The organism is Acidovorax sp. GW835-FHT14G06 (assembly GCF_058793595.1).
The window spans coordinates 15,706-40,109 of sequence record NZ_JBXAGA010000018.1 but is presented as its reverse complement, the minus strand read 5'-3'; the positions used below and the strand labels follow the sequence as shown (position 1 = coordinate 40,109).

Sequence of the window (24,404 nt, the reverse complement as noted above, 5' to 3'; positions counted from 1 at the left end):
GCACTGGCTCTCTCGCATGCCTGTTTGGCATGCGCACCCTGGCGGTGGGACCGGCATGCCTGGCCGGGGTGACGGTGTAACTTTGTGCTACCAACCATTGGACGCGGGAGGAAATCTGCACTGTTTCGCAAGGCCCGCAGGTGTGCGCCTGGTTAAGTGCTCAGTGGCTTGACTCAAGTGACTTGGCAACCCGTTCTCGCTCTTTGCGCCGGCCATTGCCGTCGACCATTGCGTGGAATTCAGCGAGGAAGCTGCGGTGTCTTCGCTTCGGATGTTGATGCCGCCTGCAGGGCGAGGATCGTCGATCTGCCCAACCTGCAGACGCTGCTCACGCGTAGCTCTTCGCGATGAGGCCCAATTGGATCTCTGCTGCTCCTCCAAAGATCGTGAAAGCCCGGCTGTTGCAATATTCAGGAACCAGGGACATGTTTTGAGGCTGGGTGGCGTCCGAGAAGGGCGATTCACTGTGCCATCGCAGCCCACTGCGACCTAGCGCTCGTTGTCCTAGAGCGCCGATTGCCTGCTTGAGGCGGCTCGCGCGCAGCTTCAGCACCGACGCCACGGGTCCTGGACTCGATCCGGGCGCCAACGAAGCCATGCTGCGCGCTTCAAGCCATTCGAAAGCGTCCAGATCAGCATTCAGATCTCCGAAGGCCTTGTGCAGAAGGCCATCGCCAGAGCCTGTCGACGGCAATACGCTGGCCACGCGCTTGAGCTGGGATCGCAGGCGCGGGCTGAAGATGCCTGCACCACGCTCGAACTCGAGCAGATACTTGGCATACTCCCACCCGGCGTTCTCTTCCCCAACACGTTGAGAGACAGGAACGCGCACATTGTCGAAGTGGACCTCATTCACATCGTGGTCTCCTCCGATGGTGTGAATCGGCCGCACGCCGACGCCAGGCAAGGACATGTCAATCAGCAGGAACGAGATACCGTCTTGCCGGCGTCCCGCATTGCTGGTGCGTACCAGAGCAAACATGCGGTTCGCGAAATGCGCGTGCGTAGTCCAGATCTTGGAGCCATTGAGCACATAATCTTCTCCATCCCGGTCCGCTCGAAGTTGCAGCGCCGCGAGGTCCGACCCTGCGTTGGGCTCAGAGAATCCCTGGCACCAGTAGTCTTGGCCAGACAGGATTCGCGGCAAATGCTCGCGCTTTTGGGCGTCAGTGCCGAACTTGAGCAACACGGGGCCGACCAGTCGAACACCCATCGGATGAACCAGCGGTGCACCCGCAAGCGCGCATTCTGTTTCGAAGATAAAGCGCTGGAATGCTGTCCAGCCGGTGCCACCCCATTCCACGGGCCAGAGCGGAACAAGCCACCCACGCTGATTGAGTAGATGTTGCCAAGGACCGGATACGTCGGGATCCGGATACATCGCTGTAGTGCGTAGCTGTCCAACACGCAAGGTGTCTGTGAGATGCGTCGACAAGAATTCCCGCACCTCCTGCCGGAACTTCTGGTCTTCAGGGCTCAGTTCCAAATCCATCACAGGTCTCCCAATGTCTGGCTGATCGCGTATCTTTGTGAGGTGTGAGCGTGCTCACCCAACCATTGCGCATGGGCATCGGCTGAACCGTCCTCAACTTCGAAAGCAAGCAGGTATCGAAAAGTGGCGGCAATGGGAAGTTCTTCGCAAACGCCCATGGCGCCGTGCAGCTGCACGCAGTCCTGCGAGACAATGGTTCCCGCACGCGCAACTTTGCTTCGGGCTCCGGCAGCTACGGCCCTCAGGCCCTCTCCCTGGATTCGGGTCATCCGCATGGAGGCAAGCTCGCACGCAGCTTGCGCTTCGAGGCAAAGCACTCCCATCTCCGCAAGGCGGTGCTGGACGACTTGGAACTGGGCCAAGGCCTGCCCAAACTGGTGTCGCTCAGCGGTGTAGCGCCGGGTCTGTTCCAATGCTGCCTGCATGGCGCCAGTCGCCTGCCAACAGGCAGTAACGATGCCCCAGCAAACCACAGACTCCAGCGCATTGGTACTTGTGTTGCCGTCACCCAGAACACTCGCCATTGGCACCAGCGCGCCATCAAAGTACAGATCCGCCGCACACGCCCCATCGCTCGTGCGGTACCCGTCTATACGGACGCCCTCCTGCTCTCTCGGCACGCGCAGCAGAAGTTGCTGACCGTTGTGTTTTAAAGTAGCCGATACAAGCCAGTGGGTAGCGCCTGCTGCCCCACGAACGCCCTGTTTGGCTCCCCTGATCAGTATTCCCCCCCCTGTGTGCTCTGCGGTGCAGGCTCGGGCGTCAAACGGGCTGACCTCACCAGGCTCCGCGTGGGCCCAGGCCAACCTCTGCTGTCCTGCTACCAGTGGTGGCAACCAGCTCAGGCGCTGTGCAGAGGTTGCGCAGCGGTCCATCGCCTGCATCGCCAACACAACATGTGCCACGTATGGCTCGACAACCAGATGCCGACCCAGAGCTTGAGCTACCAGTCCAACGGAGATCGCGTCGCCAGCCAATCCGCCAATGTCCTCCGCCAGAGGCAGGCCCAACCAGCCAAGGTCGGCGAGGGCTTGCCACACCTGCAAGTTGCCACCTTCGCAATGCACACTCGCCGCGCGCTGATGGAAATCGTAGTTGTCGCGCAGCCAATCAAGCGCGCTGTCCTGAATAAGCTGCTGCTGCTCGGTGAACGTGAAACGCATGAGACTCAGTCCGCTTTGATGTTGGCTTTTTTGATCACACGCGCCCACTGGTCCACATCGCGACGCAGAAAGGTCGTGAACTCGGCAGATGTGTTGCCGATGATGTCCAGCCCCCAGCCCTTGAAGCGCTCGCGGATGTCCGGCTCTTTGAGGATGGCGGCGATCTCCTTGTGCAGCCGCTCTACCACGGGTGCGGGCGTTCCGGCCGGCGCCACCAGGCCCAGCCAGGGCATGGCCTCGTAGCCCGGCACGCCGGACTCCGCCACGGTGGGCAGTTCGGGAATGGACTCGGAGCGCTTGGCGGTAGTTACGGCCAGGACGCGCAACTTGTCAGCCTTGATGAAAGGGCTTGAGGAACCCAATGCATCAAACATGACGTTCACCTCTCCCGCCACCAGGTCGGTCAGCGCCGGCCCGCTGCCTTTGTACGGAATGTGCACCATGTAGGCGTTGGCCATGCTCTTGAACAGTTCCCCTTCCAGATGGGTCGAAGTGCCAGTCCCGGTAGAGCTGTAGTTGAGCTTGCCTGGGTTTGCGCGCGCGTATTCGACCAGGTCCTTGACCGACTTCACAGGGAGCGCCGGGTTGACTACCAGCACGTGCACCACCGAGGCCACCTGGGTGACAGGGGTGAAGCTCTTGATTGCGTCGTAGTTCACCTTGCTGTAGATGAGTGGAGCGGTGCCCAATGAGGACGCAGCCAGCAGCAACGTATAGCCGTCTGCAGGCGCCCTCGCCACGATGTCGGATGCCAACACGGTGCCAGCGCCCGGCTTGTTGTCCACGATCACAGGCTGTCCCAGCCGCGGGGCCAGCTTGTCAGCCAGCGCCCGCGCCAGCAGGTCCGTGACGCCACCCGGGGGGAACGGCAGCACCATGCGAATGGGTTTGTTGGGGTAGCCGTCCTGAGCGATTGCAGGGGCCGCTACGCCCAACACGGCAGCAGCCACCAGTGCAGAAGCGAATTTTGTGAAGAGGTTTGCCATGCTTGTCTCCTTATGATCCTTGTGAAGTGGGAAATAGTCAGCCCTGGACGACGACCAGTGCATCCAGGGCGAATGCGCCTTGCCCCTGCGCTCGCACCTGCAGAGGATTGATCTCGATCTCCTGCACTTGAGGGCCCAAGGCAGCCTGGGCGCGTGATAGCGCGGCAATTCCTTCGCATGCACCGTCAACGTCAGCCAGGGGCCGCCCTCGAAAGCCGTCCAGCAGCGGCCAGGCGCGCAGCCCGCGCAGCATGGTCTGCACCATGGCGGCATCCACGGGCAGCAGCCGGTGGCTGGCGTCGCGGTACAGCTCGGTCAGCACGCCGCCCAGGCCCACGGTGAGCGCGGGGCCGAACACCGGGTCGTGCGTGATGCCAGCGATCAGCTCGGCCACGCCGCCGCTGGCCATGGGCTGCACGAGAAAGCCGTCGATGCGCGCCGCAGGGCTGTGCCGCTGCACGCTGGCCAGCATGTCGGCGCAGAGCGTGCGCAACGCGGCATCGTCGGCCACGTTCAGGCGCACGCCGCCGACCTCGGTCTTGTGGGCGATGTCGGCGCTCAGGATCTTCAGGGCCACGGGGTAGCCCAGCTGCCCGGCGGCCGCCACGGCCTCGTCGGCATCGCGGGCCGGCAGGCCCTGCAGCGAGGGCACGCCATAGCCCGCCAGCAGCAGCTTGGTGGCATGCTCGTTGAGCGCTGCGGGCAGCGCCGGTGCCGCGCCCTGCTGAACCACCGCCTGCGCCTGGCGCAGGGCCGCCCAGCGGGCCACGTCCTCGTGGCGCGCCAGCCACTGGCAAAACGGGGCCAGCGCCTGCGTGGCACGGCCGATGTCGTCGAACACCGGCACGCTTGCCTGGGCGAGCTGATCCCGGCACCGGGCGGCACCGGTGTCGATGGCCACGAAAAGCTTGTTCCACTGGCCGCAGACCTCGACCAGCGGCTCGGCCATGCGGTCGAGCAGGTAGCCCGGCGCATAGACCACCACGGTGTCCACCTGGTCCGACTGCGCCAGCGCCCCCAGGATGGTGCGCACGAACTGCGGCGAGTTGACCACGTTGCCCGTCACGTCCACGGGGTTGGAAACCATGCCGTAGTCCGGGATGCCCTCGCGCAGGGTGTGCTGCAGGTCCTCGCTCAGTGTGGGCACCTCCAACCCCGCGCCGATGAACTTGTCGGCCAGGATGGCGCCCAGCGCCCCCGACATGGTGACGATGGCCACGCGCGGCCCGCCCTGGCGCGCGCGAAAGCCGCTGAGGTAGGCCAGGTCGGCCATCTGGGCGAAGTCCGTGCCGCGGATCACGTTGAGCTGCTCGAAGGCCGCCTTGTACAGCGCCAGGTCGCCGGCCAGCGCGCTGGTGTGCGAGCGCACGGCCTCGGAGCCCTTGTCCGTTTCGCCCGCCTTGTACAGGATGAGCGGCTTGCGCTGGCGCGCAAAGGCCAGCGCCGCGTCGATGAAGCGCGGCCCGTCGCGCAGCTGCTCCACATAGCCGACCACGCACTCGGTGGACTCGTCCGCCGCCAGGTACTGCAGGTACTCGGAGAACTCCACGCAGGCTTCGTTGCCGGTGTTGATGAAGTGGCTCACCGGCACGCCCAGCCGGCGCGCCAGGGCGAACACGGCCGAGCAGACATTGCCGCTTTGCGTGACGATGCTGGCCCGCCCGGGGCCTGTCTGCGGCGGCACGTTCTTGAACACCGAGGCAAAGGCCGTGTAGGCGTGCAGGTTCAGGTTGGCAAAGCCCATGCAGTTGGGGCCGGCCACCACCATGCCGCTGCGCTGCACGAAAGCCTCCAGCGTGCGCTGCAGGGCCTCGCCCTCGCCCGGCGCTTCGGCAAAGCCGGCGGCGTAGACAATCCCGGCGGGGATGCCCCGGGCGTGGCAGCGCTCCAGCATGGCCGTGACCTCGGGCGCGGCAATCGCCAGCACCACCAGGTCGCAGGCCTCGGGCAGGGATTCGATGTCCGGGTAGCAGCGGTAGCCGAATACCTCCTGGTACTTGGGGTTGACCGGGTAGACCGCGCCTGCAAAGCCGAAGTGGCGCAGCAGATCGAGCGGCATGCCGCCGATGCGGCCCGGGTTGTCGCTGGCACCGATGAGGGCGATGGAGCGCGGGGCCAGCAGGGGTTGCAGGCGCTGCGGGTGGTGGGCGTTCGTTGTCATGCGCGGGCCCCCTTGGCGATGGCGCTGGCCAGGCCAGCTTCCTTGGTCTGGCGGTACTCTTCGCTAACATGGCTGAGCTGGTGCAGGTCGAAGTGGGCCGACAGCGCCTCGCGCAGGCCGCGCACATCCACCGAGCGGTTGAGCGACTTCTTGAGCACGCGCAGCGCAAAGGGCGGCGCCTGGGCGATGCGCTGGGCCAGCGCCAGGGTTTCGGCGTCCAGATCGGCCGTGGGCACCACGCGGTTCACGAAGCCGGCCTCGCGTGCCTGCTGCGCGCTCCAGCGCGCGCCGGTGAACAGGAACTCCTTGGCCTGGCGCAACCCCATCACCCAGGGGTGGATCAGCACCTCGGTGGCCGCCGCGCCCATGGTGTGGGTCACGGGGTCGGAGAAGAAGGCGTCCTCGGCCGCCACCACCAGGTCGCACATGTTGGCCAGCATGAAGCCCGCCGCCATGCAGGCGCCCTGCACCTGCACCACCGTGGGCTTGGGGAAGTCCCAGATGCGCAGGCAGTAGCCGTAGTAGTGCTTTTCTTCATAGGCCCAGCGCTGCTCCACAGTGAACTCGGCGCGCTCGGCCTGGGCCTGCTTGAGGTCATGGCCGGCCGAGAAATGCGCGCCCCGGGCGGCCAGCAGCACCACGCGGATGGCGGGGTCGTGCTCGGCCTGGGTGAAGGCCTGGTCCAGGGCCTCCAGCATCTGCTGGCTCTGCGCGTTGCGCGCCTCGGGCCGGTTCAGCCAGATGCGGCGCACGGCGCCCAGTGTTTCGGTGGAGATAGGTTCTGAGGATTGATGCATGTGGATGGTCCTTGGCAATGCATCGATGGTCCGGTAACAATGTCCACATGACAAACATCACTGCAAAGAAATCCCACATAGTGAGCAAACCTCTGGAAACCCCGGGGGCCCAGAACATGCGGCGGGCACTGCAGATCCTGCGCGTGCTGGGCGAGCACCATGAGCAAGGAATGTCGGTCAGCGAGGTTGTAGCTGCCACCGGGCTGGAACGCTCAACTGCTCATCGCCTGATGACCTGCTTGGTGGAAGAGCACTTCGCCGACCGCAACCCGCTCACGCGCCGCTACAGCTTGGGCCTGGAGGTCATGCGCCTGGGCTTTGCCTCGCTGAGCCGGGCACCACTTGTGGCTACCTACGGCGGCCTGATGCGCCGACTGGCACGCATCTCGGAAGACACTGTCTTTCTGCTGGTGCGTCAGGGTGACTACACGGTCTGTCTGCAACGCGAAGACGGTGCGTTTCCCGTCAAGATTTTCAGCACGCGCGTGGGCGACATCAGGCCTTTGGGCATTGGTGTGGGCGGTATGGCCTTGCTGGCCAGCGCGGGGGAACAGGACATTGCGCGCATACGCAAGCAGCATGCCGCAGCCTTCGACGCGGCAGGCTTAACGGCAGAGCGCTTTGGCAAGGTGGTATCCAAAACACAGAAGCAGGGGTATGCCGAGATGGTGGACACCGTCACGCAGGGGGTGGCGGGCGTAGGTGCCACAATCCCTGACCCAGGCGGCGTGCCATTCGCGGCGATCTCCATCGCGGCGATCAAGCCGCGCATGACACCATCGCGTAGGGCAGAGATCGGCCAAGTCCTTGTGGATCTTCTGAGCAAGCCCGAGTTTGGGATGTAGGTGCAGTCCACCTGCAAAAGCGCTGGGCCTGGCATGGTCGGGCATACCAGCGGCCTGCGTGATCCAATTGATCGCCGGTCTTCACTTGCGACGGCAATTCTTGAAGGCGATCCAGATGTTTATGCACGAGGTCTGGCGCGTACATGCGCGAGACCAAGGCATCCTTCCCGTCCGGGGAGGTGTTGACCATCTGGCGGATGGGGCGGAGGGGGTGCGAGGTGGGCACGAAATCGTCGCGCTTGCGGATGGAGCATGTCAGCGCGGCGATCTCGATTTCGCCAAGTTCGCCTCAGCTATTGAAGGCAGGGGCGATGCACTGAGGTCCGATCTCGCCTAGGTTGCGTACACCCAGCATCACCATGTCGCGGTCAATCTCGGCGGCCATCAGATCAACAGCCTTTTCCACCCCTGCCTGGCCTGCCGTGGCAGCCGCATATGCGAAGGGGCGTCCCAGGAAAACGAAACTCGCTCCCAGGGCCAGGGCTTTGAGCACGTCGGTGCCGCGGCGGATGCCCCCGTCGATCATCACAGGAAGACCGGGGCAGGCGGCCAGCACTGCGGGCAGCATGTCGAGCGGCGCCACGGCGTCGTCTAGCTGGCGGCCGCCGTGATTGGAGAGCACAACGCCATCGGCCCCCAGTTTGTGCGCCTGGGCCGCGTCTAGCGGGCTCAGCACGCCCTTGATCACCAGCCGGTATGGCCACATTTCGCGGATGCGCGCGAAATGGTCCCAGCTCAGGTTGCTGCGGTCTGTGAAGCTGCGCTCAACGTCGCGCGCGATGATGGCCACCCCGCGGGTGGCGTAGTTGTTCTCGAAATGCGGCATCCCATGCCGCAGAACGGTGCGGGCGAAGACGCCGCAGCTCCAGGTGGGATGCGTCAGTCCCTGCCACAGCAAGCGTGGCGTAACCTGCAGCGGACTGGTGAAGCCGGCGCGAAGATAGGCTTCCTTGTTGGGGTAGGCCGGAGTGTCCACCGTGATCACCAGAGTCCTGAAGCCGGCGCGCAGGATGCGCGCCACCAGGGCCTCCATCTTGACGCGGTCGCCCGGCACATAAGCCTGAAACCAGGCCTCGGGATTCAATGGCGGCACCTCCTCCATCGAAATGAGCGAAGATGAGCTCATCACCATAGGGATGCCGCGCTGCGCCGCCACCTTGGCCAGCATGCAGTCACCACGGTAAGCGAAAAGCGCGCTCAAGCCTACCGGAGCCATGCCGAACGGTTGCGAGCAGGCTTGGCCCATCAGCTCAGTGGCGGGACTGCGGCTAGTAGCGTCAACAAGCACCCGCGGCACAAGCCTGTGTTTGCGGAAGGAGCGGTAGTTTCCGTCGAAAGCCAGCCGGTCTTCCGCCGCGCCGTGGACATAGCCGAAGATCGGCCGCGGCAACACCGCCTCGGCCTCGCGCTCAAAATCGTGAAGGTTGTGGCAACGGTCAAGTCGTTGGGTCATGGAAGGCAGGATAGGCAGATGTTGCTGCGACCAAGTGCAGGCACGGAATCAGCAAGAGCAAGCCCGCGATATGGCGCGAGCACTGCCTCGCATCCGCAGTCCTTCTGCACTTGTAACGAGCAGTAGTTAAATCCGGATAAACGAGTACAAACGTTATGAAGGTCAGCCTGAAACTTTCAACGTCAGGTTGCCGGCGTACTGTTCTTCGGTGACATGTTCCATCCAATTCACGTAACTGCCGTTGACGCTTTCATGAACAGCTATGTGGGTCATTCCAGTAGTCGGGGAAGCCCCATGCCAGTGACGGACCCCGGGGGGGCACCACACAACATCCCCGGCCTGGATTTCTTCCACTTCGCCACCCTCGCACTGCGTCCATCCGCACCCGGAAACAACGATCAGTGTTTGCCCCAAAGGATGCGAATGCCAAGCAGTCCTCGCACCTGGCTCAAACGTCACGCTGACCGACGACGCTGTCGCTGGCTCGGGTGGTGAATTCAACGGATCCCAACAGACGGCGCCAGTAAACCACTCGGACGGGCCCGGCGAGGTCGGCCGAGTACCTGCACGTTTAACAAGCATAGAATTATTTCCTGACATACTTCACCTTGAACGGGCCACAGGCCTGAATTATTTGATGTCAGATTGTCTGGCAGCACTCATTGTTCATGGTCTAAATTTGCGCAACGTAGCGTTCCAAAATATCGCACACCTGCAGACACCGACCCCTTTCATGCTAACCAGCAAGCTCTTTTCCATAGAATTCACAGATCATTTCTATGAATTTCTCTGCAGCAGAGTGAAGGGTGCGGCCATTGCGTTTTGCAATAATTATTGATCCCGTGAAGTCCATCGCATCGGAAAGCGGCACAGCAACCAACTGACCTGCGTTTATCTCAGATCGAGCTGTAAGTGCCGATGCAAATGTGACGTAGTCACCGCTGGCAACGAGTGTTCGCAAAAGCCAAAAATTATTGGAGGATACAACTGGAAGAAGACGCAGCCCCACTGCATTAAGAGTCAAATCAAGAGATTGGCGTATACCGAAATCAACGTCAGGTATAACCACCTTTGCGCTGACGGCTTCTCGAAGTGGTACAAAGCTTCGCGTTGCAAAAGGATGGGACTTGCTTACGAGCAGTCCGATCGGAGCCTTAAATTTTTTTATAACATCAATGCTAGGGTGGCTTGCCATACTGTAAGCAACTCCGATGTGCGACCGAAAAGCTATCAGCGACTGCAAAACATCGTCAGAACTGCAGATGAGTGCACGAAAACCGACTCCCGGATGCATCTTCTGGAACTCTGTGATCAGTGCCGGCAGCGCAGATTCCGCACCACTTACCACGATTTCCCCACCCAGTGCCCCGGTGAGTTCTGCAATCCGGCTTTCAGCATCTCTCATCTGCTGGAGTACCCCTCCCAATTGATGGAAAAGAATTTCCCCAGCTGGGGTCAGCTTCATGCCGCTCGCGCGCCTCTCGAACAATGGTGTTTTGTACCGATGCTCAACTTGACGCACCATCCTGCTCACTGCGGAAGCCGAAACATGCAATTGCTCTGCGGCCAAACGCACCGAACCGGTGCGTACAACTGCGTAAAAGTATGACAAGCTGGTATCGAGGTGCATGCAACAAGTGATATGTACTATTTTGGGGCAGTGATAGCGCAAGGATCGGGCCTGTTGTGGTTTTGGCAACGCTGCGTGGATTAAATGTTGACCATGCAGCGTTTTATTTTATGCATACTGAAGCCACACCCACTACCGAGTTCATCATGTCTAAGACTAGCGTTATCCCTCAAAATTCCCCTGTACCTCTTGCACCTTATTCTCCCGGCACGCGCGCAACGGGTGAGGCAATTTACATTTCGGGAATGGTCCCCATCGACGATGATGGAAAGAGCTTCGGGATTGGTGATGCAGCGGCCCAAACGGTCAACGTACTCGAATCTATCAAGAGTGTCGTCGAGGCTGCTGGAGGAAAAATGGAGGATATTGCCTTCAGCATGATATTTCTCAAGAGCATGGATGACTATAAAAAAATGAACGAGGTGTACGCAAAATATTTTCCAAAAAATCCACCGGCGCGATACTGTATTCGTGCTGATTTGGTTCGTGACGAATTTTTGGTTGAAATTTCTTGTATTGCCCATGTTTAAAATCATGAAAACCACGCTTAACATCGCACTGCTTTCTGCGGCCACAGCCTTTTGTATTCCTGTGAACGCCCAAACCGAGTGGCCTACACGCCCGATCACTATCGTGGTCCCTGGAGGGCCAGGTTCCGTTGCCGATAGCCTCGCAAGAAAACTGGGAGAAAAAATATCTGGAGACGTGGGGCAGCCCATTGTTGTCGATAACAAAGCAGGTGCGGGCGGCATCTTGGCGTATGAATACGTCTCCCGTCAGAAGGCAGATGGGTACACTCTGTTGCTCGCAGTCGGCGGCCTGGCTACCGCACCGGCGATCTACAAGACGCTCAAATTTGATCCCATCAGAAGCTTTACCCCTATCGCACAAATATCGGTCACACCCATGATCATGGTGGTGGGCAAAGATTCAAGTCTCAGCTCGCTCGCAAACTTGGTCGCACATGCAAAATCCGAGCCTGAAAAGATGACGTATGGTTCATTTGGTTCCGGATCTACCGCTCACTTGGTAGGAGAGAGCCTGAACAAAATGGCCGGCGTCAAACTCGTACATGTTCCTTATAAGACGGGAAGTGCTTCGATTCCGGATTTGATCAGTGGTCAATTGGATATTGCTGTGTTGGATCCAATTACAGCCCTCCCGCTTGTCAAAAGCGGGCGATTGCGCGCACTTGCCATTGCCGGGCCATCGCGTGTGAGTGACATCCCGGATGTCCCAACGGTTGCGGAGGCAGGCTATGCGTTTCCTGCCACCGGTTGGCTCGGCCTTTTTGCTCCTGCTGGCCTTCCTGACCAGATCACGCTGAGGCTCAACACCTCGGTACAAAAGGAAGTTCAGCAAGCTGAAATCAAAGATTTTCTGACAAGGACCGGTTCAAGCATCCCGGAATCGCAAACACCTTTGCAGTGGAAAGAGAAGTTTCGCGGGTATGTAGTGAACTATGGAAAGATTGCACGCGACAGCGGAATGGTGGCGGACTGAGTTTTCAAATGAAATACGACGACTTTAAGAATCAGGTAAAAGTGACGCGCGACGTGATTTTTGGCGAAGCAGTGATTGATTATCACGGCATACCCAAGAAGCGTCCGCTTCTTCTGGATGTATACGAACCTGAGGCCAAAAACCGGAACGGCACTTGCTCTCCGGCGATTATCACAATATTCGGTGGCGCTTTTCACTTCGGAAACAAGGAGGATGACTCCTTTACCGCAGGAGAGACGTTTAATACATCGGCAAGCGCATATGCGTCGTATTGGGCTACGCGCGGCTTCGTAACATTCAGCGTCGGCTACCGCCTGACGTCAGAGGACCCCGCTCCAGGCTCAACTCCCGCACTTGCATCTCATGATTCCATAGCGCCAGATCGCATGCACCGCGCTCGAGAAGTTCTTGGCTTGCCTCCCGCCAGTCTGCATGAATTGGCTTGCGGCATTGAAGCCGCTGCGGACGATGTCGCCATGGCCACTCGCTTCGTTCAAGACAACGCTGATCGATGGAATGTGGACCCAACGCGTGTAGCATTGTTCGGCTGGTCAGCCGGCGGGCGTAGCGCGCTCAACGCAGTATTTGCCGAGGGTGTTGATGTTAAAGCGGTGGTGGCGGCTTCGGCATTCCTGCATTCAGATGACTTGCGAGCAAACGTCCCATTCATTCGCCAAAGCCCTAGTTTGATGGTGGTGACCGCCGAACGGGATTTACCACATATTGTCGAACAAGGTAGTATCGTTCCGGATTACCTAAGAAAAAGACTTCCGATTGTTGAGTCCGTGTCAGTTCCGGAAGTCGATCATTTTTACCCGGCTTCATCCGTCGTGTATCAGGATAAAAAGCAATCGACGCTCCTAGAAGTTATTACCCAATTCTTTGAACGCAACATTTAGTAGCATTCGGCCAATGCTCGCAAATGCATAAATAGATCATGTCCGGCGCACGCAGTCCATGGTCAGACGCATCCGGGACTTGTCCGCGAGAAGCACACACGGATCCCAACCATTCATCCCCTTTCAGGTAAAAGAAAGCAGAAGCGGCGGTCGATGCAGGCTCGGCCTGACGGTGCGTACCGCCGCTTGACGGCCAGAGGCACAGGAATCGTTTCGAGCGCATGCATTGCGGTCCTCCTGCGTGTCCGCCAGCGGGGCAAAGTTTGCTGTAAGAGCCGGATGGGAATAGGCGGTTGGTATTCACGCATACCAGCCTTGGTGGCATCACACCCGTGTCCCTGATGTAGGGGCTTGGCACAGGACAACTGGCATCCGGGTAAGACAAGGCCCACGCAAAGTGGTGAAGAAATGCTGCAAACCCACAATCACAGGGTTCGCAAAATCCGATAAGGCCATTCGTGTTGCGGCCACGGTCAGCACATCAGTCTTAAGGAGATTCCATGACTTCCCCAAACGATCCCACCCCCGCATCCAAAGCTGCGCAAGCAACCGTTCCTGAGCAGCATCCCGCCCAAGGCGGTCATCTGCAGGAAAGCATAGGGGAAGCGACTGTTTCGCCCCAGCCTGCGACCGACTCTGTGGGAAGCAGCGGTCACATTCCACAGCGGGAGGAGATACACCCCGCCGCTGGCAGCGATACAGGCAGCCCTGGCGCCGATGCGGACAGTCAAGCTGATCGCCAGGGCGATTGAAGCATTTTTCTCGCAGGCGCCGCCGATTTTCGTGCGCTCCGTTCGCATTGCTTGACGCGCGTGCGCCAGGAGGTATGAGCCAGGTCGTGCCCTGAGCAACTCCGGTGGCCCTCATTGCCCCGTTCGCCCGAGGCGCACACCAGGCCTTGGGTGGCCTTCCACCGCTTCCCATCGAAACCATGCTGCGCATCCCCTGCCTGCAGCTGTGGTGTAGCCTGAGCGATCGGGCCATGGAAGAAGAACTGCAGGAGCGGCCCCTGTACCGCCGCTTTGCAGGCCTTGATGGTGCAAAGTGGCGGGCGAAATTGACCGCATTCAGCAGCACGGACTGGCATTGGCAAGTTCAAAATTTCAAAAGGCCTGTTCGCGACGCAGTACATGCTGCGACATAGGGATTTCAGGGGCCGCGAAGAGGTCACATCAGATAAACCCTTATTAACTTGTTTGAGGTTTCTGCGAAATCGCACCTTTCCGTTGCCGTACATAGTATGTAATATCATGGTATGTAATACGGTACGAAAAAATCGGAGGATGCCATGGCCAGAGCCGGAATCTACAAGTCTGAGGTGTTGCGAGCCAGGGATAGGCTGATCAGCCAGGGCAGGTACCCGTCCATCGATGCGGTGCGCGTCGAGTTGGGCAATACCGGCTCCAAGGTGACCATCCACAGGTACCTCAAGGAAATCGAGGACGAGGAGGCCACCGCCACGGCACCGAAAATCAGCATCAGCGATGAGCTCGCCGAACTGGTAGGCCGCCTGTCTACCAGGTTGGAGTTCGATGCCAATGCGAGGGTCGTTGCACTGATGGAGGAGTTCAGCGCCAAGGAGGCGCAGTACAAGGCCAGCCTGGAGACCTCCAAGAGCGAAACAGCCGCGGCCAGGCGGCAGCTAGAGCAGACCCAACTGGAGTTGGCCAGGGAACGCGAATCCCACGAGCAAGCAGGCAGGCAACTGGCCGCCAAGGCGATCGAGCAGGCTCAGTTGGTCGAGCACGCAACCCAGTTGCAGACCCGGCTTGAGAGCGCACAAGCGCACAGCCAGTCCCTGGAAGAAAAGCACACCCATGCCAGAGAGGCGCTTGAGCACTTCCGCGAAGCGTCCAAGGAGCAGCGCGAGCGCGAGCTACGCCAGCACGAGCAGCAGCTGCAGTACCTGCAGACGGAGCTGACCAAGGCCAATGCGGCTGTTTCGGTCAACCAGCAGCAGATGCGCAACGACCACCAGCAGAACCAGGCGCTCGCGCGGGAGCTGGGCCAGGCCAGGTCGCAACTCCAGAGCTTGGAAACGCAGCTGCAGGCGGCGCAGCAAACTGCCCTCGGCCTTGCCGAATTGCCACAGCAACTGGAAGAATTGACTGCGAAGGCCCTGAGCCGCGAGCAAGAGCTCACCCGCCTGCAGACTGAACTGCATGGGGCCACACAGCGCAACCTGGAACTGGAGCGGCAGCTCGCCGCGGCCACCGCGGCCGACGCAGTGCGCCAACAGATGACTGAGGATCTGATGCGCCGCTTGGACACGTTTTCCGCCGGCTCAGGATCCAGTCGGAGTCTCTGACGAGATCCACCTGGCAGCAGCATCGCGTGTCGATCTGCGCGGTCTTCGCCGGCAACCTGCTGAAGCACAAAGAGCAAGGCCCACCGCATGGGTGGGCCCGAAAAAGGTGGGCGACATCGCCGCCCATAGATTAGCCGCTGCCTAATCGTCCCAAATTTTGCCCTTTACGAGCCGACCATGGGGGGTGCTACGCGGGCCTCTTCGTATGTTTAGGGAGCAGGGAGGCTCAAGCACGCTCGAGGCGAATCCTAGCAGAACCGCGACCCAGCATTGGTGTTGAGCCCGCTTGCACGTGGGCCACATGCATCAACGGTCGCGCGGCTTGAAGCCGCGAGCCGCAACAGCTTCGGCGACCAGGCCCCGGCCGGAAAACCCGCGAGGGGACAGCAACCCATCCTGAGGCGATGGGGATTCTCCAAGGCTCAAGCCATAGAAGAACGGAAACTCATCGAGGCTTAGAAGGTTGTTGGCAAGCGTGCCGTCAGGCATCGTGCGGAGATGCAGCAGTCCAGACGGCCCGTGCTCTGCAATGACATTGACGCGCTGCAGCCCGCGTTGCACATAGAACCGCACCTTGCCATCCCACTGCAACTGCGCCGCGCTGCGCATCTCCAGGTGCCACATGGAGGGCGAATGCCCACCCACGTACAAGATGGGATTGAAGGGATCGTAGCGGGGGTTCTTCTTGATGAAGCTGATTTCGATGCTGGGAGCCAATGACATGGATGCCTTTCCGCCCTGAGGGCACGCGTTAGCGAAGAAAGGCAACTCGAAACACAGGAACTCAACGATCTGCTGGTCTTGCCTGGCGGGGACTATATATGGTGTTCCTGCATTCACCAAAACACCATAGGTAGCGTTGACATAATTTGCAAACCGTGAAACCTGTTGATAAAATCAGTGGTTTCGGTGAAGCATTGTGGTCCGGCAGTGTGGAAGGCAAGGCGGACTGGGGAATGCGTATCCATGGAGGATGGCCAATGAGAATCTATGCATCGGGCGAGGCGCAGCGCCTGAATGTCCCTGGGGAGTTTTTGTCCCCGAATCCGTTCGGGCGCGTGGTCGGTTTGATCGACCTCGGCGACAACAATGGCGCCAATGACTTTGGCTGGACCGGCTTGAAGGCTGTCATTGACGTCGAAGGAGAGGAGTTCGTCTTGGACTTCCCCGAGTTCAGCCGCGTAGAAACGGATGACGGGATCGAAATTGCCAGCGGCGATGCGGGCTCCATTCTGAGCTGGTGGCCATCGCGAGAAGATGCCCAGCGCTACGACTTGCGCATGGTCCCCGCATAAAGCGGCAGGTCCCGGAGCACGGCCGGTCTTCGCTACCGTCACCATCGCACCCTCGGGCAGTGGGACTTGATCTCGCGGTCCGTCCATTGCGCTCAAACATGGGCGTGTTAGCTAGCACGCCCATGTTTGAGCGCCAATGCCGCAGCCCTCAATCCATCCCATCCGAGTCGTTTCGGCAGTGTCAGGAAGAACTCGATGCGGGTTCGCTCAACGCGCGAAACCATAGTGAATTTCTGAACCCAGACCTGACGACCGAAGGGTGATCGAACCCTCGTCGCCGTGCGCCCCGGTGGCTGCGGAAAAAAAAGGGCCCGAAGGCCCTTCTTCGGATCCTCCCAACGAAAGATCCTTACGAGGCTCTGTTACCCCTGCGGATATGCAGGACCTGGTCACACCAGGCAGCAGGCCCGTATCACACTCGCTCTCGGGCCGTCTTGCATTCATTTTAGCGCTGCCAAAGCGTGCGTTCAGATCCCCATTGGCAACAGACAGCAATGCAATGACCATAGAGGAAGGGCACGATGGCCAGCCCGCTGCCGAACACGAAGGTGCCGGCATAGGTGAAGTAGGCCGCAATCTGCCCAAGCTTGGTCCAATCCATCTGCTCCAGCCCTAGCGAGGCGGTCAGCGGCGAGGCCCAGGCCAGGCTGTGAAGCCGTCTGCCGGTGCGCTTGAGCGGCCCACGGACGGCCCATACCAGCAGGCCAGCCCCCAGGAACACCCAGATGACTTCGGATTGCATGGCGATGGTCACACCCGCGCTGACCAGGTAGATCGCCCACAGCAGCCGGTCCTTGCCAATGCTCTTGGTGGTGAGCTTGTAGGCGCTCAGGGCGATGATGCCGATCACCGAGGCGCCGACGCCGTAGAACACGGCCTGCATCCAGGAGATGCCGCCGTAGGCCTTGTAGGCAACGCCCAGGGCAACCACCATCACGAACGATGGCAGCACGAACGCCAGGCCCACCAGGGTGGCGCCCCAGAGCCTGAAATGCACGTAGCCCAGGTAGATCGCCAGTTGCGCGGCCAGGGGGCCGGGCATGAGCTGGGCCAGTGCCATGCCCTCCTTGTAGTCGGCGTCCGAGATCCAGTGGCGCTCTTCCACCAGGTCGCGGTACATGTAGCCCACCAGCGCCACGGGCCCGCCGAAGCCGAGCGTGCCCAGGCGCAGCATGTAGCGCACCATCTGCCACAGCGTGTAGCCGGGCAAGGTCGCTTGCTGCTCGATGGAGGAAAGAGAGGGGGGCGAATTCAAGTCGAGCTCCTAACTGGGTGCAGTGACCCATGATCAGGAGCAGTACTTGGGACCGCGAGTGTCCTGGTGTCCGGTGCGGTGATTCTGACCACGGTTTGCACCGCGCCAGCACAGCGAATTCCGACAGGCAAAACACCGCGCTCCCGAACGGGTAATTGCGTCGTTTGTGATTTGTATCTTGGGCGTTACATTTCGCGCTTTCCGGCCTGCGTGCCACGGTGTTCAACCTTCAGCGATTTGCTTGCCCATGACTTCTCGACTCCAACTACAGTGGCTTTTTGCCGCTGCCAGTCTCGCTCCCGCATTGGCACTGGGCCACTCGGGCGGTACGGATGCCAACGGCTGCCATGTGGACAGCAAGACCGGCATTCGCCATTGCCACACCCCGCCACCTCCGCCCGCTCCGCGGCCTCCACCTCCTCCCGCCCCGGTGCCGGCGCCTGCTCCCGTTCCAGTACCCGCCCCGGTTCCTGTGCCTGCCCCTGTGCCTGTTCCCGCACTTGCGCCAATTCCGGCACCCGCACCCACTCCCGCGCAATGCGTCGGGGCAACTGTCGCGTACGTCATCGATGGCGACACGCTGCAAGTGAACACCCCCACGGGCCCAGAGCGCGTGCGCATCAGCCAGATTGACGCACCCGAGCGCAGCCAGCCCTACGGCATCGAAGCCACCCTGTGCCTGGCAAACCTGGTGCAGAACCAGCCCGTTGCGATGTGCCGCGAGGGTGTTGATCGATACGGCCGGACCATCGCGGCCGTCGCAACTGCTGCAGGCCATGTCGGCACGGCCCTGGCAACGCAAGGATGCGCGTGGGCCTACGCTCCTTACCTTGCAGCGGGCAGCACCTTGCCGCAGGCGCAGGCTGCCGCCCAGTCGGCTGGGAGGGGCTTGTGGTCACTGCCCACTCCAGGCCAGCCCTGGCAATACCGTCCAGCTCTGGGCCCAGTGCCAGCAGCCAACGGGGTCCCGGCCGTGAACATCGGCGGTGCTACGACGGCCGCCGTACATGACCGCATCTTCGACTGGGTGGAGCACAAGTTCCCAGAGCACGCGATTGGTGGGACTTCCACAGTCGTCACTGGAACCACTTTCTTCAGATGCTATGCCGGTAACCTGTGCGTTCGCATCGAGGCTGGGCAACTGCAGTTGGTCAGCCCTGGTGGCGGTGTCACGAACTTTGGCTTCCATGGGGATTTCCTCCCCATGATCGAGGCAGATGGCTTCTAAGGCCTAAGATCGGTGCCGCCGCGCAAGACCGCGCAGCGGCACCCGCAGGGTGGGCGGTGGCTCCAACCATGGCATGTCCAGACCGCCTCCCGAGCGGTGCACTCACTCGATACCGGTAGGCTTGATCAGCTTCTGGTGGCTGATCGGTGCGCTGACCGTTGACCTAGAAACCGGCTCGGCTCGGCTGGGCGCAGTTCGTTCCGTTCAGGTCTGCACGCTCTTGGTGGCCCCCCAGGACACTCTCAGCGATACATCAACGGGCTTGTACCGGATTTTGCCGATCGGGGTCTTTTTCGCAAGCTGGTGAAGCCAGAATTCCTGTTCCTGCTGCGTCATCTTGCCGAACAACGCCCGCTCGCTCTCGTTCAGCAGATGGCCAAACCGTTCGAGGCGGGTGCGTTTCTTGGCCGGCTGTACCTTGACGCCAGGCGCCGCAGAGTCCCCCCGTTGACCATCGGAGCCTTCACTGAAGTCGATGAACTTTCCGCTGAGCCACAGGTGGGTCGGCGGAAAGAAGGACAACTTTTGGATACGGTCATGGGCCTCTTTCAAGGTCGGAATGACTGCACCGAGATAGCGATAAAGGCGGTAGTTCTGCATGTCATCCAGTGCAGTTCTTACCAGGTCTTCGGGAGCCTGTATGTCGGCGAGTACGGTACCGGTTTCTTCGTCCCGATGGTAGGCCAGCGCCTGCCATAGGTCCCCGGCCGCGAGATACCACCCATCCTCACATTCAGCGTAGTCGGTGCCCAGAGAAAGTTCTTGCGCATCCTTCACGTCCATCGCGAACACAAACCCGTGGGCAAATGCCGTCTGTGATGCGACCGACGCTGGCTGACGCTCGGCAGCTCGATCCAGAACGCTATGAAGGGCCGCTGGAAGCGGCTTCTTTTGAGAAAGGGCAACCGTTTGAGCCCGGCAATCGGTCACATGCTTCCAATGCGCATAGCCGTTGTGTTGGGCGACGATGGTTTGGGCGGCGCGCAGTGGTGTGCCGGTGGCTTTGCTGAGCGTCTTGGCCTGGCGCTGGAGCTTTTCGACGGCAGTCGCCGTGGTGGAAATGAATTCCATGGTGCATTCCTTCATGTTGCCGCGGATCTTCCCGGTGCTCACTGCCGTGCTCCGCGAAACATTAGGAAGCTTGGATGAAGGTCTTCACGTCTTTCCGGCGAACCGGATGGGCCATGGTGAGCAGCAGGCGTCGACGAACGCACATGCACAGTTTATCGGACCGCAAGCCAGCTGAGAAGTCCTGCACGCCGTCTCGGGCCAAAGCAGTCGCCCCGAAATCGGTGCTGCCCGTCTCGGATGCCAAATTTAAGTTGCTTGGCCGCACTACGCATCGCCAGCAGCGAGCGCTCGCGGGCATGGGCATCCAGGGCCTCGCCGCGTGCCGCAAGGGCCGCGAACCGGGCCTGCAGTTCGGTGGCCAGGGCCTGCGACTGCACGGTCTTGCCCATGAGCCGCAGGGCCTGGGCGCGGCGCAACAGCACGGCGTCGCTGGTGGGCTGGGCCTTGAGCACATCCAAGGCGGCGGCCGGGCGTCCCAGGCGCAGCAGCAGGTCGGCATGGGCCAGGGCGGTGTACCCGTCGGGCGCCGCAGCCAGGCTGCTGAGGTAGGCGGCATCGGCCGCATCGTCGCGGCCGGCGCGTTCCTCGCTCTCAGCCAGCAGCGACAGCAGCCAGGCACGGCCAGCCGGATCCGCTGCCTGCCCGATGAGTGCGGTGAAGCCACTGCGTGCCGCGTCGCTCTGGCCCTGCAGCGAGCGGCTTTCGAGCAGGCAGGCCGTGGCGTGCAGCGCCGCCCCATTGCGCGCGACGTTGCGGCAGGCGGTCTCGGATTCGGCATAGCGGGCGGCCACCCGCTCCAGCGTGGCCAGGGTCAGCCAGCCCTGCACCTGTGCAGAGTCGACCTGCAGGGCGCGCTTCAATGTCGTGCGCGCGGCATCGAATTCATGGCGGCCTTGCTCCACCGTGGCCTGCAGCACCGCCAGTTCGGGCGGCGCGTCGGGCTTGCCCCACCACAGGGCCAGCACGGCCTGGGTGAAGCCGCGAGCTGCGACGGCCTCGGCTGACGAAGTCCACCCGGCCGGGACTGCCGAAGGACGGGGCCATCAAGAGAATACTGCACTCTCTCCCGTACTCTCCCAGGCGCTCGGCCACCCCCAGACGAGCTTTCAGACGACGAAACCTAATGGGACGATTTGCACGAAGAAAGAGTTGACTGTTTTTTTGGTAAGTTGCTAAGTTGTTGATTTTATTAATATTTAGGCAACGCTAACGGGACGATCTGCACGCAAAAAGAGCTGGAGTTTTGACGGATCTCAGTCCTAACCCGTTGAATTGGTAAGCCCGAATCGCTCATTTCAGGACCGCCGCACGCGTCTTGGGCTGCCGCTGAATGAGCGCATCGGTGTACGAATCGAACTTGAAATCGATCGACCCCCTGAAGTTCACGTGCTCAAAACGGCCGGGGCTGATATGACGAATCCAGTTGTCGTCAATCGGGAATTTGAGCGCTTTCCACCGGTCCACAACCTCCTGCATCTTCATAGTGTTCCAACTGATAACGACATTGGTAAGCAAGGTATGAGCCGTCGAGATCGCGCGCAATTCATCAAGTCGACGACCACGTGACACCCCGACGCGTCCGTGATACACCGCGCGCTGAAGCAGATGAACAGACTCACCGCGATTCAAGAGTGCATGCATTTCGCGGCGGAACTGGGGGTTCGTGAAGTAGTCGCACAGAAAAATCGTACGCAGGAGCTTGCCCAGTTCATCTGCAGCCGCATGCACTGGATCGCCCTTGGCAGCGCTACCGAGCCGGGCGATGGCCTCAGCGGCAGTCAACCGGCCCTGGCGTATGGACGCGATCAAGCGGAGCAAGTCCATCCAGCCGGCGCGAATTTTCCGCAGCGAGACCTTGCCAATGGCAAGCCGCTCCAAGGTTTCGGGCGGATTCGTGCCGCGGGCTAAGAACATTTTGCGTTCTGACAACTTGCGCAAGCGCACACAGAGATCGAAGCCCAGCAGCTTTGCGATCGCCATCCCAGCGTTCGTGTAGCCGTGAGTGTCGACGGCAAGAAGAGACAGTCGAATCTGATCTTCTCGTCGCGTGCAATTGTGGGCTTCGACACCATGCACGGCCGGCGCTGCTTGGCGATCGTTAATCACGATGGGTTGGTCGTGAAAAAGAGCCCAGGTATCGAGCATGTGCACGTAGATGCCCACTCCAGGTTGCTTGCGACGGTGTTCCATGCGCGCTGCGTGCAGGTGCCGAGAGGTGTCGAGGGTCATCGAATCCGAGGATGCCTTGTCCCCGTGGCCCCAAAGCTTGGCGATCGGCATGCTTTGCTGGAAATCTACGATGCGCGTATTGGCCTCTCGCAGGCGACCATTGGCTTCGATTGCACGCAAAGCCACGGTGATCTGGGAGACCTGCATACCGGGGACCATCGCGCAAACCCCTTTGGCGTTGTTCTCTGTCCCGTGCACGTACAGCGCACAGTAGACCGCCTTGAGCTCGCTCACATCCTTGGCCGCCCGGCCAAGCAGCGCTTGGCTAAAGCGGGTCTTGGCGTCGATTTCGACCAGCATGTTGCCGAATTGCGCATTGCCGATCTTCGCGAACATCATCTCGCTCGTTTTGCTGACCTGGGGTGCAACCTCCAACGCATGGATTGGGGCAATGTGAATATGCCCTTGGGCATCAATGGTTAGGACACCTTCCTCGACCGCTTCCGCAAGTTGGGCCATGCCAGCGTCCACACTCGCCAACAGCCTTTGCAGGAACTTCTCCGGATCGTCGGTAAGACTGAGGGCCCGGATAAGCGACTTGCTCTTTTCGGCCCACTCGTTTTTGGGTATCAACTGGTCTGCACGACTGCGGTGACGACTACTGTGCTCCAACCACAGCCTCCCGCCTTTGATAGCTTTTCGCAGTGATGAGGCTGCACTGGCCTTGAGGGCTGCGAATGCGAGCTTACGGTCCTTGCACTGCAGCAACGAGTGCCAGCCCGGGTCTGCCATAGAGACATCGAAGCCTTCTGGCAACATGTTTGCGCCTTGCTTGATCAGGTCTCGCAGCGTCTCCAGTTGCTTCAGCGCTTTGTCCGATTCCTCTCCCTTGATCTCCAATACGCCCAATGAATTAAGGAGCGCGGTCACGCGCGGGGCTTGGTCTTTGGCCATCGCTTCGCGGACGAGTTGTGCGCGTGTTCCCCCAAAGTCCGTTTCGTCTCGGGGCATCAGCTCGCGCATCGCAGCCACAATCTCTCGATCTGTCATGCTACCGTCGTAGAGAACTTCCCTGAGCTTCGAACGCTCGGCGCGAAGATCGACGGAGCTGTCGGCCTGCTTTTTGAGCACCTTGCCCGAGGCCTTTTGATACAGGTCTGTCAGGCGACGTGCTCCGATCTCAGCGGCGAGATCAGTCTGCTCGAGCAGAGTCACATGCAGGAACGAGACCACCTGCAATTCACGCTGTTCGTCGGCAAGAATTCTGGTCGCGGATGGCGGCCGATGGACTACCTCCTGGCTGTAGGCCTTCAGGCGGTTTAGAGCAATCGCGGACAGATTCCATTTATGAACGTGAAGTGCCTTCAGGCACTCGACCTTCTTGCAGACCTCGCTCAGGGTAAACTGGCCGTGCTTTCCTGGTGGCGTTCGCAGCCATTCCAACACGGTGTGCCCTCCAGGCCCTGACCGTTTGGAAAATGCATGTGTCACTGCAGCATGAATCTGCCTTCTGGGCACGCTGGTTCGAATTGTCTCTATGGCCGCCCGTTCCTGTTCGGCAAACGCCCCGCGCGCCATGTCCCTTAACAGCCGATCACCGGGCAGTACGAGGCGGCGGTCGAAACACCATTGTTCCGACTGTTGGACCAAGTCATCCACAGAGATAGCAGATCGAGAGAGCTCACCCAGGGCATCGGCGAGCAGTGCTTTGGCTTCCTCATCCACGGGCTCAAAGCCCGCTTGTTGCCGCGCCCAAAGCTGATGCTCATACTTGGTCTTTCTGTCCTTGTACAGCGACTCGATGGAGGCGATGTCTGTCGGGTTCATGCCCAACGTAGACGTCAGGTGCCGCAACAATACAGATGGAAGGCCCGTGAATGCATCGGGATGTCGCCCGGTGGCTCGCAACATTACCAATTGCACAGCGGCGCCAAGGCGGGCAGAGCCCCGAAATCGAGGCGGTCGCAACTCCTGAATGTCCTCAGCGCTCAGCCCAAAACACTCTTCGGCCTCGCGCGTTGACAGCGACTTGGGAAGCGTATTTGAACCGACGAACCGCAAGTAAAAGCTTGGCACGCTGGATCCTTCCATGGCCTGGAGACTGCCAAGCCGTGCCAAAGTCTACGAACTGTCCTCGCGGACTCCAAGC

At 60.6% G+C, this 24,404-nt stretch carries 20 protein-coding genes and 3 pseudogenes; 10 read left to right on the top strand and 13 right to left on the bottom strand.

What is annotated here, in order from left to right; translation table 11 throughout:
• Nucleotides 1-328: 328 nt before the first annotated feature.
• The 5 genes from AC1Q64_RS23095 to AC1Q64_RS23075 are packed head-to-tail and all read right to left on the bottom strand — an operon-like array spanning nucleotide 329 to nucleotide 6,599.
• Nucleotides 329-1,492: an acyl-CoA dehydrogenase family protein gene (locus tag AC1Q64_RS23095; RefSeq protein WP_024000943.1), complete on the bottom strand. Its 1,164-nt coding sequence runs from the start codon at nucleotides 1,490-1,492 to the stop codon at nucleotides 329-331.
• Nucleotides 1,492-2,655 carry an acyl-CoA dehydrogenase family protein gene (locus tag AC1Q64_RS23090; RefSeq protein WP_020227217.1) on the bottom strand — a complete coding sequence of 388 codons (1,164 nt, stop codon included), beginning with the start codon at nucleotides 2,653-2,655 and terminating at the stop codon, nucleotides 1,492-1,494. Before AC1Q64_RS23090 ends, AC1Q64_RS23095 begins: the two co-directional genes overlap by 1 nt.
• 5 nt (nucleotides 2,656-2,660) lie before the next feature.
• The gene (locus AC1Q64_RS23085) at nucleotides 2,661-3,641 is read right to left on the bottom strand and encodes a tripartite tricarboxylate transporter substrate binding protein (protein WP_020227218.1); all 981 of its coding nucleotides are present in this window, start codon (nucleotides 3,639-3,641) and stop codon (nucleotides 2,661-2,663) included.
• 37 nt (nucleotides 3,642-3,678) lie between these two features.
• Complete coding sequence (locus tag AC1Q64_RS23080; RefSeq protein WP_020227219.1) at nucleotides 3,679-5,802, bottom strand: acetate--CoA ligase family protein; 2,124 nt, start codon at nucleotides 5,800-5,802, stop codon at nucleotides 3,679-3,681.
• The gene (locus tag AC1Q64_RS23075) at nucleotides 5,799-6,599 is read right to left on the bottom strand and encodes an enoyl-CoA hydratase (RefSeq protein ID WP_020227220.1); all 801 of its coding nucleotides are present in this window, start codon (nucleotides 6,597-6,599) and stop codon (nucleotides 5,799-5,801) included. The genes AC1Q64_RS23080 and AC1Q64_RS23075 overlap by 4 nt, the downstream gene beginning before the upstream one ends.
• 80 nt (nucleotides 6,600-6,679) lie before the next feature.
• Between AC1Q64_RS23075 and AC1Q64_RS23070 the strand changes: the two genes are divergently transcribed.
• Nucleotides 6,680-7,444 (top strand): IclR family transcriptional regulator, encoded by a 765-nt coding sequence (locus AC1Q64_RS23070; protein WP_492252946.1) that lies wholly within the window; start codon nucleotides 6,680-6,682, stop codon nucleotides 7,442-7,444.
• 289 nt (nucleotides 7,445-7,733) lie between these two features.
• Here AC1Q64_RS23070 and AC1Q64_RS23065 read toward each other — a convergent pair whose 3' ends face one another.
• From AC1Q64_RS23065 to AC1Q64_RS23055, 3 genes are all read right to left on the bottom strand, one after another.
• A complete protein-coding gene (locus AC1Q64_RS23065; RefSeq protein ID WP_492252945.1) occupies nucleotides 7,734-8,897 on the bottom strand; it encodes an alpha-hydroxy acid oxidase in 1,164 nt (387 codons plus the stop codon).
• A gap of 162 nt (nucleotides 8,898-9,059) precedes the next feature.
• Nucleotides 9,060-9,479, bottom strand: a complete 420-nt coding sequence (locus AC1Q64_RS23060; protein ID WP_492252944.1) for a (R)-mandelonitrile lyase — start codon at nucleotides 9,477-9,479, stop codon at nucleotides 9,060-9,062.
• Nucleotides 9,480-9,633: 154 nt separating this feature from the next.
• Complete coding sequence (locus tag AC1Q64_RS23055; protein WP_492252943.1) at nucleotides 9,634-10,527, bottom strand: LysR family transcriptional regulator; 894 nt, start codon at nucleotides 10,525-10,527, stop codon at nucleotides 9,634-9,636.
• A gap of 146 nt (nucleotides 10,528-10,673) precedes the next feature.
• On the opposite strand from AC1Q64_RS23055, the gene AC1Q64_RS23050 reads away from it, so the two are divergent.
• From AC1Q64_RS23050 to AC1Q64_RS23030, 5 genes and pseudogenes are all read left to right on the top strand, one after another.
• A complete protein-coding gene (locus tag AC1Q64_RS23050) occupies nucleotides 10,674-11,057 on the top strand; it encodes a Rid family hydrolase (protein ID WP_492252942.1) in 384 nt (127 codons plus the stop codon).
• Between the two features lie 4 nt (nucleotides 11,058-11,061).
• Nucleotides 11,062-12,030 (top strand): Bug family tripartite tricarboxylate transporter substrate binding protein, encoded by a 969-nt coding sequence (locus AC1Q64_RS23045; RefSeq protein ID WP_492252941.1) that lies wholly within the window; start codon nucleotides 11,062-11,064, stop codon nucleotides 12,028-12,030.
• Nucleotides 12,031-12,038: 8 nt separating this feature from the next.
• Nucleotides 12,039-12,929, top strand: a complete 891-nt coding sequence (locus AC1Q64_RS23040; protein WP_492252940.1) for an alpha/beta hydrolase — start codon at nucleotides 12,039-12,041, stop codon at nucleotides 12,927-12,929.
• Nucleotides 12,930-13,839: 910 nt separating this feature from the next.
• Nucleotides 13,840-13,989, top strand: a pseudogene (locus tag AC1Q64_RS23035) (transposase); the annotation flags it as partial.
• A 228-nt stretch (nucleotides 13,990-14,217) separates the two neighbouring features.
• Nucleotides 14,218-15,237 carry a DNA-binding protein gene (locus tag AC1Q64_RS23030; RefSeq protein ID WP_492252939.1) on the top strand — a complete coding sequence of 340 codons (1,020 nt, stop codon included), beginning with the start codon at nucleotides 14,218-14,220 and terminating at the stop codon, nucleotides 15,235-15,237.
• Between the two features lie 306 nt (nucleotides 15,238-15,543).
• On the opposite strand, the gene AC1Q64_RS23025 is transcribed toward AC1Q64_RS23030, so the two are convergent.
• Nucleotides 15,544-15,960 carry a DUF3892 domain-containing protein gene (locus AC1Q64_RS23025; protein WP_492252938.1) on the bottom strand — a complete coding sequence of 139 codons (417 nt, stop codon included), beginning with the start codon at nucleotides 15,958-15,960 and terminating at the stop codon, nucleotides 15,544-15,546.
• Nucleotides 15,961-16,115: 155 nt separating this feature from the next.
• On the opposite strand from AC1Q64_RS23025, the gene AC1Q64_RS23020 reads away from it, so the two are divergent.
• Nucleotides 16,116-16,532, top strand: coding sequence for a hypothetical protein (locus AC1Q64_RS23020; protein ID WP_492252937.1), 417 nt, complete (start codon nucleotides 16,116-16,118; stop codon nucleotides 16,530-16,532).
• A gap of 502 nt (nucleotides 16,533-17,034) precedes the next feature.
• Here AC1Q64_RS23020 and chrA read toward each other — a convergent pair.
• Nucleotides 17,035-17,718: pseudogene (gene chrA / locus AC1Q64_RS23015) on the bottom strand (chromate efflux transporter); the annotation flags it as partial.
• 316 nt (nucleotides 17,719-18,034) lie between these two features.
• Between chrA and AC1Q64_RS23010 the strand changes: the two are divergent.
• A pseudogene (locus tag AC1Q64_RS23010) lies at nucleotides 18,035-18,160 on the top strand (YHYH domain-containing protein); the annotation flags it as partial.
• 213 nt (nucleotides 18,161-18,373) lie between these two features.
• Nucleotides 18,374-19,015 (top strand): thermonuclease family protein, encoded by a 642-nt coding sequence (locus AC1Q64_RS23005; RefSeq protein WP_492252949.1) that lies wholly within the window; start codon nucleotides 18,374-18,376, stop codon nucleotides 19,013-19,015.
• Nucleotides 19,016-19,219: 204 nt separating this feature from the next.
• Here AC1Q64_RS23005 and AC1Q64_RS23000 read toward each other — a convergent pair whose 3' ends face one another.
• The gene (locus AC1Q64_RS23000; protein WP_492252936.1) at nucleotides 19,220-20,086 is read right to left on the bottom strand and encodes a hypothetical protein; all 867 of its coding nucleotides are present in this window, start codon (nucleotides 20,084-20,086) and stop codon (nucleotides 19,220-19,222) included.
• Here AC1Q64_RS23000 and AC1Q64_RS22995 point away from each other — a divergent pair.
• The gene (locus AC1Q64_RS22995; RefSeq protein WP_492252935.1) at nucleotides 20,085-20,261 is read left to right on the top strand and encodes a hypothetical protein; all 177 of its coding nucleotides are present in this window, start codon (nucleotides 20,085-20,087) and stop codon (nucleotides 20,259-20,261) included. The genes AC1Q64_RS23000 and AC1Q64_RS22995 overlap by 2 nt on opposite strands.
• Here the strand turns inward: AC1Q64_RS22995 and AC1Q64_RS22990 are convergent.
• Together AC1Q64_RS22990 and AC1Q64_RS22985 are read right to left on the bottom strand one after the other, a co-directional pair.
• Nucleotides 20,239-21,051, bottom strand: coding sequence for a tetratricopeptide repeat protein (locus AC1Q64_RS22990; RefSeq protein ID WP_492252934.1), 813 nt, complete (start codon nucleotides 21,049-21,051; stop codon nucleotides 20,239-20,241). The genes AC1Q64_RS22995 and AC1Q64_RS22990 overlap by 23 nt on opposite strands.
• A 325-nt stretch (nucleotides 21,052-21,376) precedes the next feature.
• Entirely contained in the window at nucleotides 21,377-24,346 is a 2,970-nt protein-coding gene (locus AC1Q64_RS22985; protein ID WP_492252933.1) for a Tn3 family transposase, read from the bottom strand.
• Nucleotides 24,347-24,404: the final 58 nt, after the last annotated feature.

What these genes read in the sequence shown, in the direction of transcription:
- AC1Q64_RS23065 (WP_492252945.1), bottom strand. Translation starts at nt 8,897, where the DNA reads ATGACCCAACGACTTGACCGTTGCCACAACCTTCACGATTTTGAGCGC.
- AC1Q64_RS23000 (WP_492252936.1), bottom strand. Translation starts at nt 20,086, where the DNA reads ATGGAATTCATTTCCACCACGGCGACTGCCGTCGAAAAGCTCCAGCGC.
- AC1Q64_RS23075 (WP_020227220.1), bottom strand. Translation starts at nt 6,599, where the DNA reads ATGCATCAATCCTCAGAACCTATCTCCACCGAAACACTGGGCGCCGTG.
- AC1Q64_RS23045 (WP_492252941.1), top strand. Translation starts at nt 11,062, where the DNA reads ATGAAAACCACGCTTAACATCGCACTGCTTTCTGCGGCCACAGCCTTT.
- AC1Q64_RS23095 (WP_024000943.1), bottom strand. Translation starts at nt 1,492, where the DNA reads ATGGATTTGGAACTGAGCCCTGAAGACCAGAAGTTCCGGCAGGAGGTG.
- AC1Q64_RS22995 (WP_492252935.1), top strand. Translation starts at nt 20,085, where the DNA reads ATGGTGCATTCCTTCATGTTGCCGCGGATCTTCCCGGTGCTCACTGCC.
- AC1Q64_RS23055 (WP_492252943.1), bottom strand. Translation starts at nt 10,527, where the DNA reads ATGCACCTCGATACCAGCTTGTCATACTTTTACGCAGTTGTACGCACC.
- AC1Q64_RS23025 (WP_492252938.1), bottom strand. Translation starts at nt 15,960, where the DNA reads ATGTCATTGGCTCCCAGCATCGAAATCAGCTTCATCAAGAAGAACCCC.
- AC1Q64_RS23030 (WP_492252939.1), top strand. Translation starts at nt 14,218, where the DNA reads ATGGCCAGAGCCGGAATCTACAAGTCTGAGGTGTTGCGAGCCAGGGAT.
- AC1Q64_RS23085 (WP_020227218.1), bottom strand. Translation starts at nt 3,641, where the DNA reads ATGGCAAACCTCTTCACAAAATTCGCTTCTGCACTGGTGGCTGCTGCC.
- AC1Q64_RS23080 (WP_020227219.1), bottom strand. Translation starts at nt 5,802, where the DNA reads ATGACAACGAACGCCCACCACCCGCAGCGCCTGCAACCCCTGCTGGCC.
- AC1Q64_RS22985 (WP_492252933.1), bottom strand. Translation starts at nt 24,346, where the DNA reads ATGGAAGGATCCAGCGTGCCAAGCTTTTACTTGCGGTTCGTCGGTTCA.
- AC1Q64_RS23060 (WP_492252944.1), bottom strand. Translation starts at nt 9,479, where the DNA reads ATGCTTGTTAAACGTGCAGGTACTCGGCCGACCTCGCCGGGCCCGTCC.
- AC1Q64_RS23050 (WP_492252942.1), top strand. Translation starts at nt 10,674, where the DNA reads ATGTCTAAGACTAGCGTTATCCCTCAAAATTCCCCTGTACCTCTTGCA.
- AC1Q64_RS23040 (WP_492252940.1), top strand. Translation starts at nt 12,039, where the DNA reads ATGAAATACGACGACTTTAAGAATCAGGTAAAAGTGACGCGCGACGTG.
- AC1Q64_RS23090 (WP_020227217.1), bottom strand. Translation starts at nt 2,655, where the DNA reads ATGCGTTTCACGTTCACCGAGCAGCAGCAGCTTATTCAGGACAGCGCG.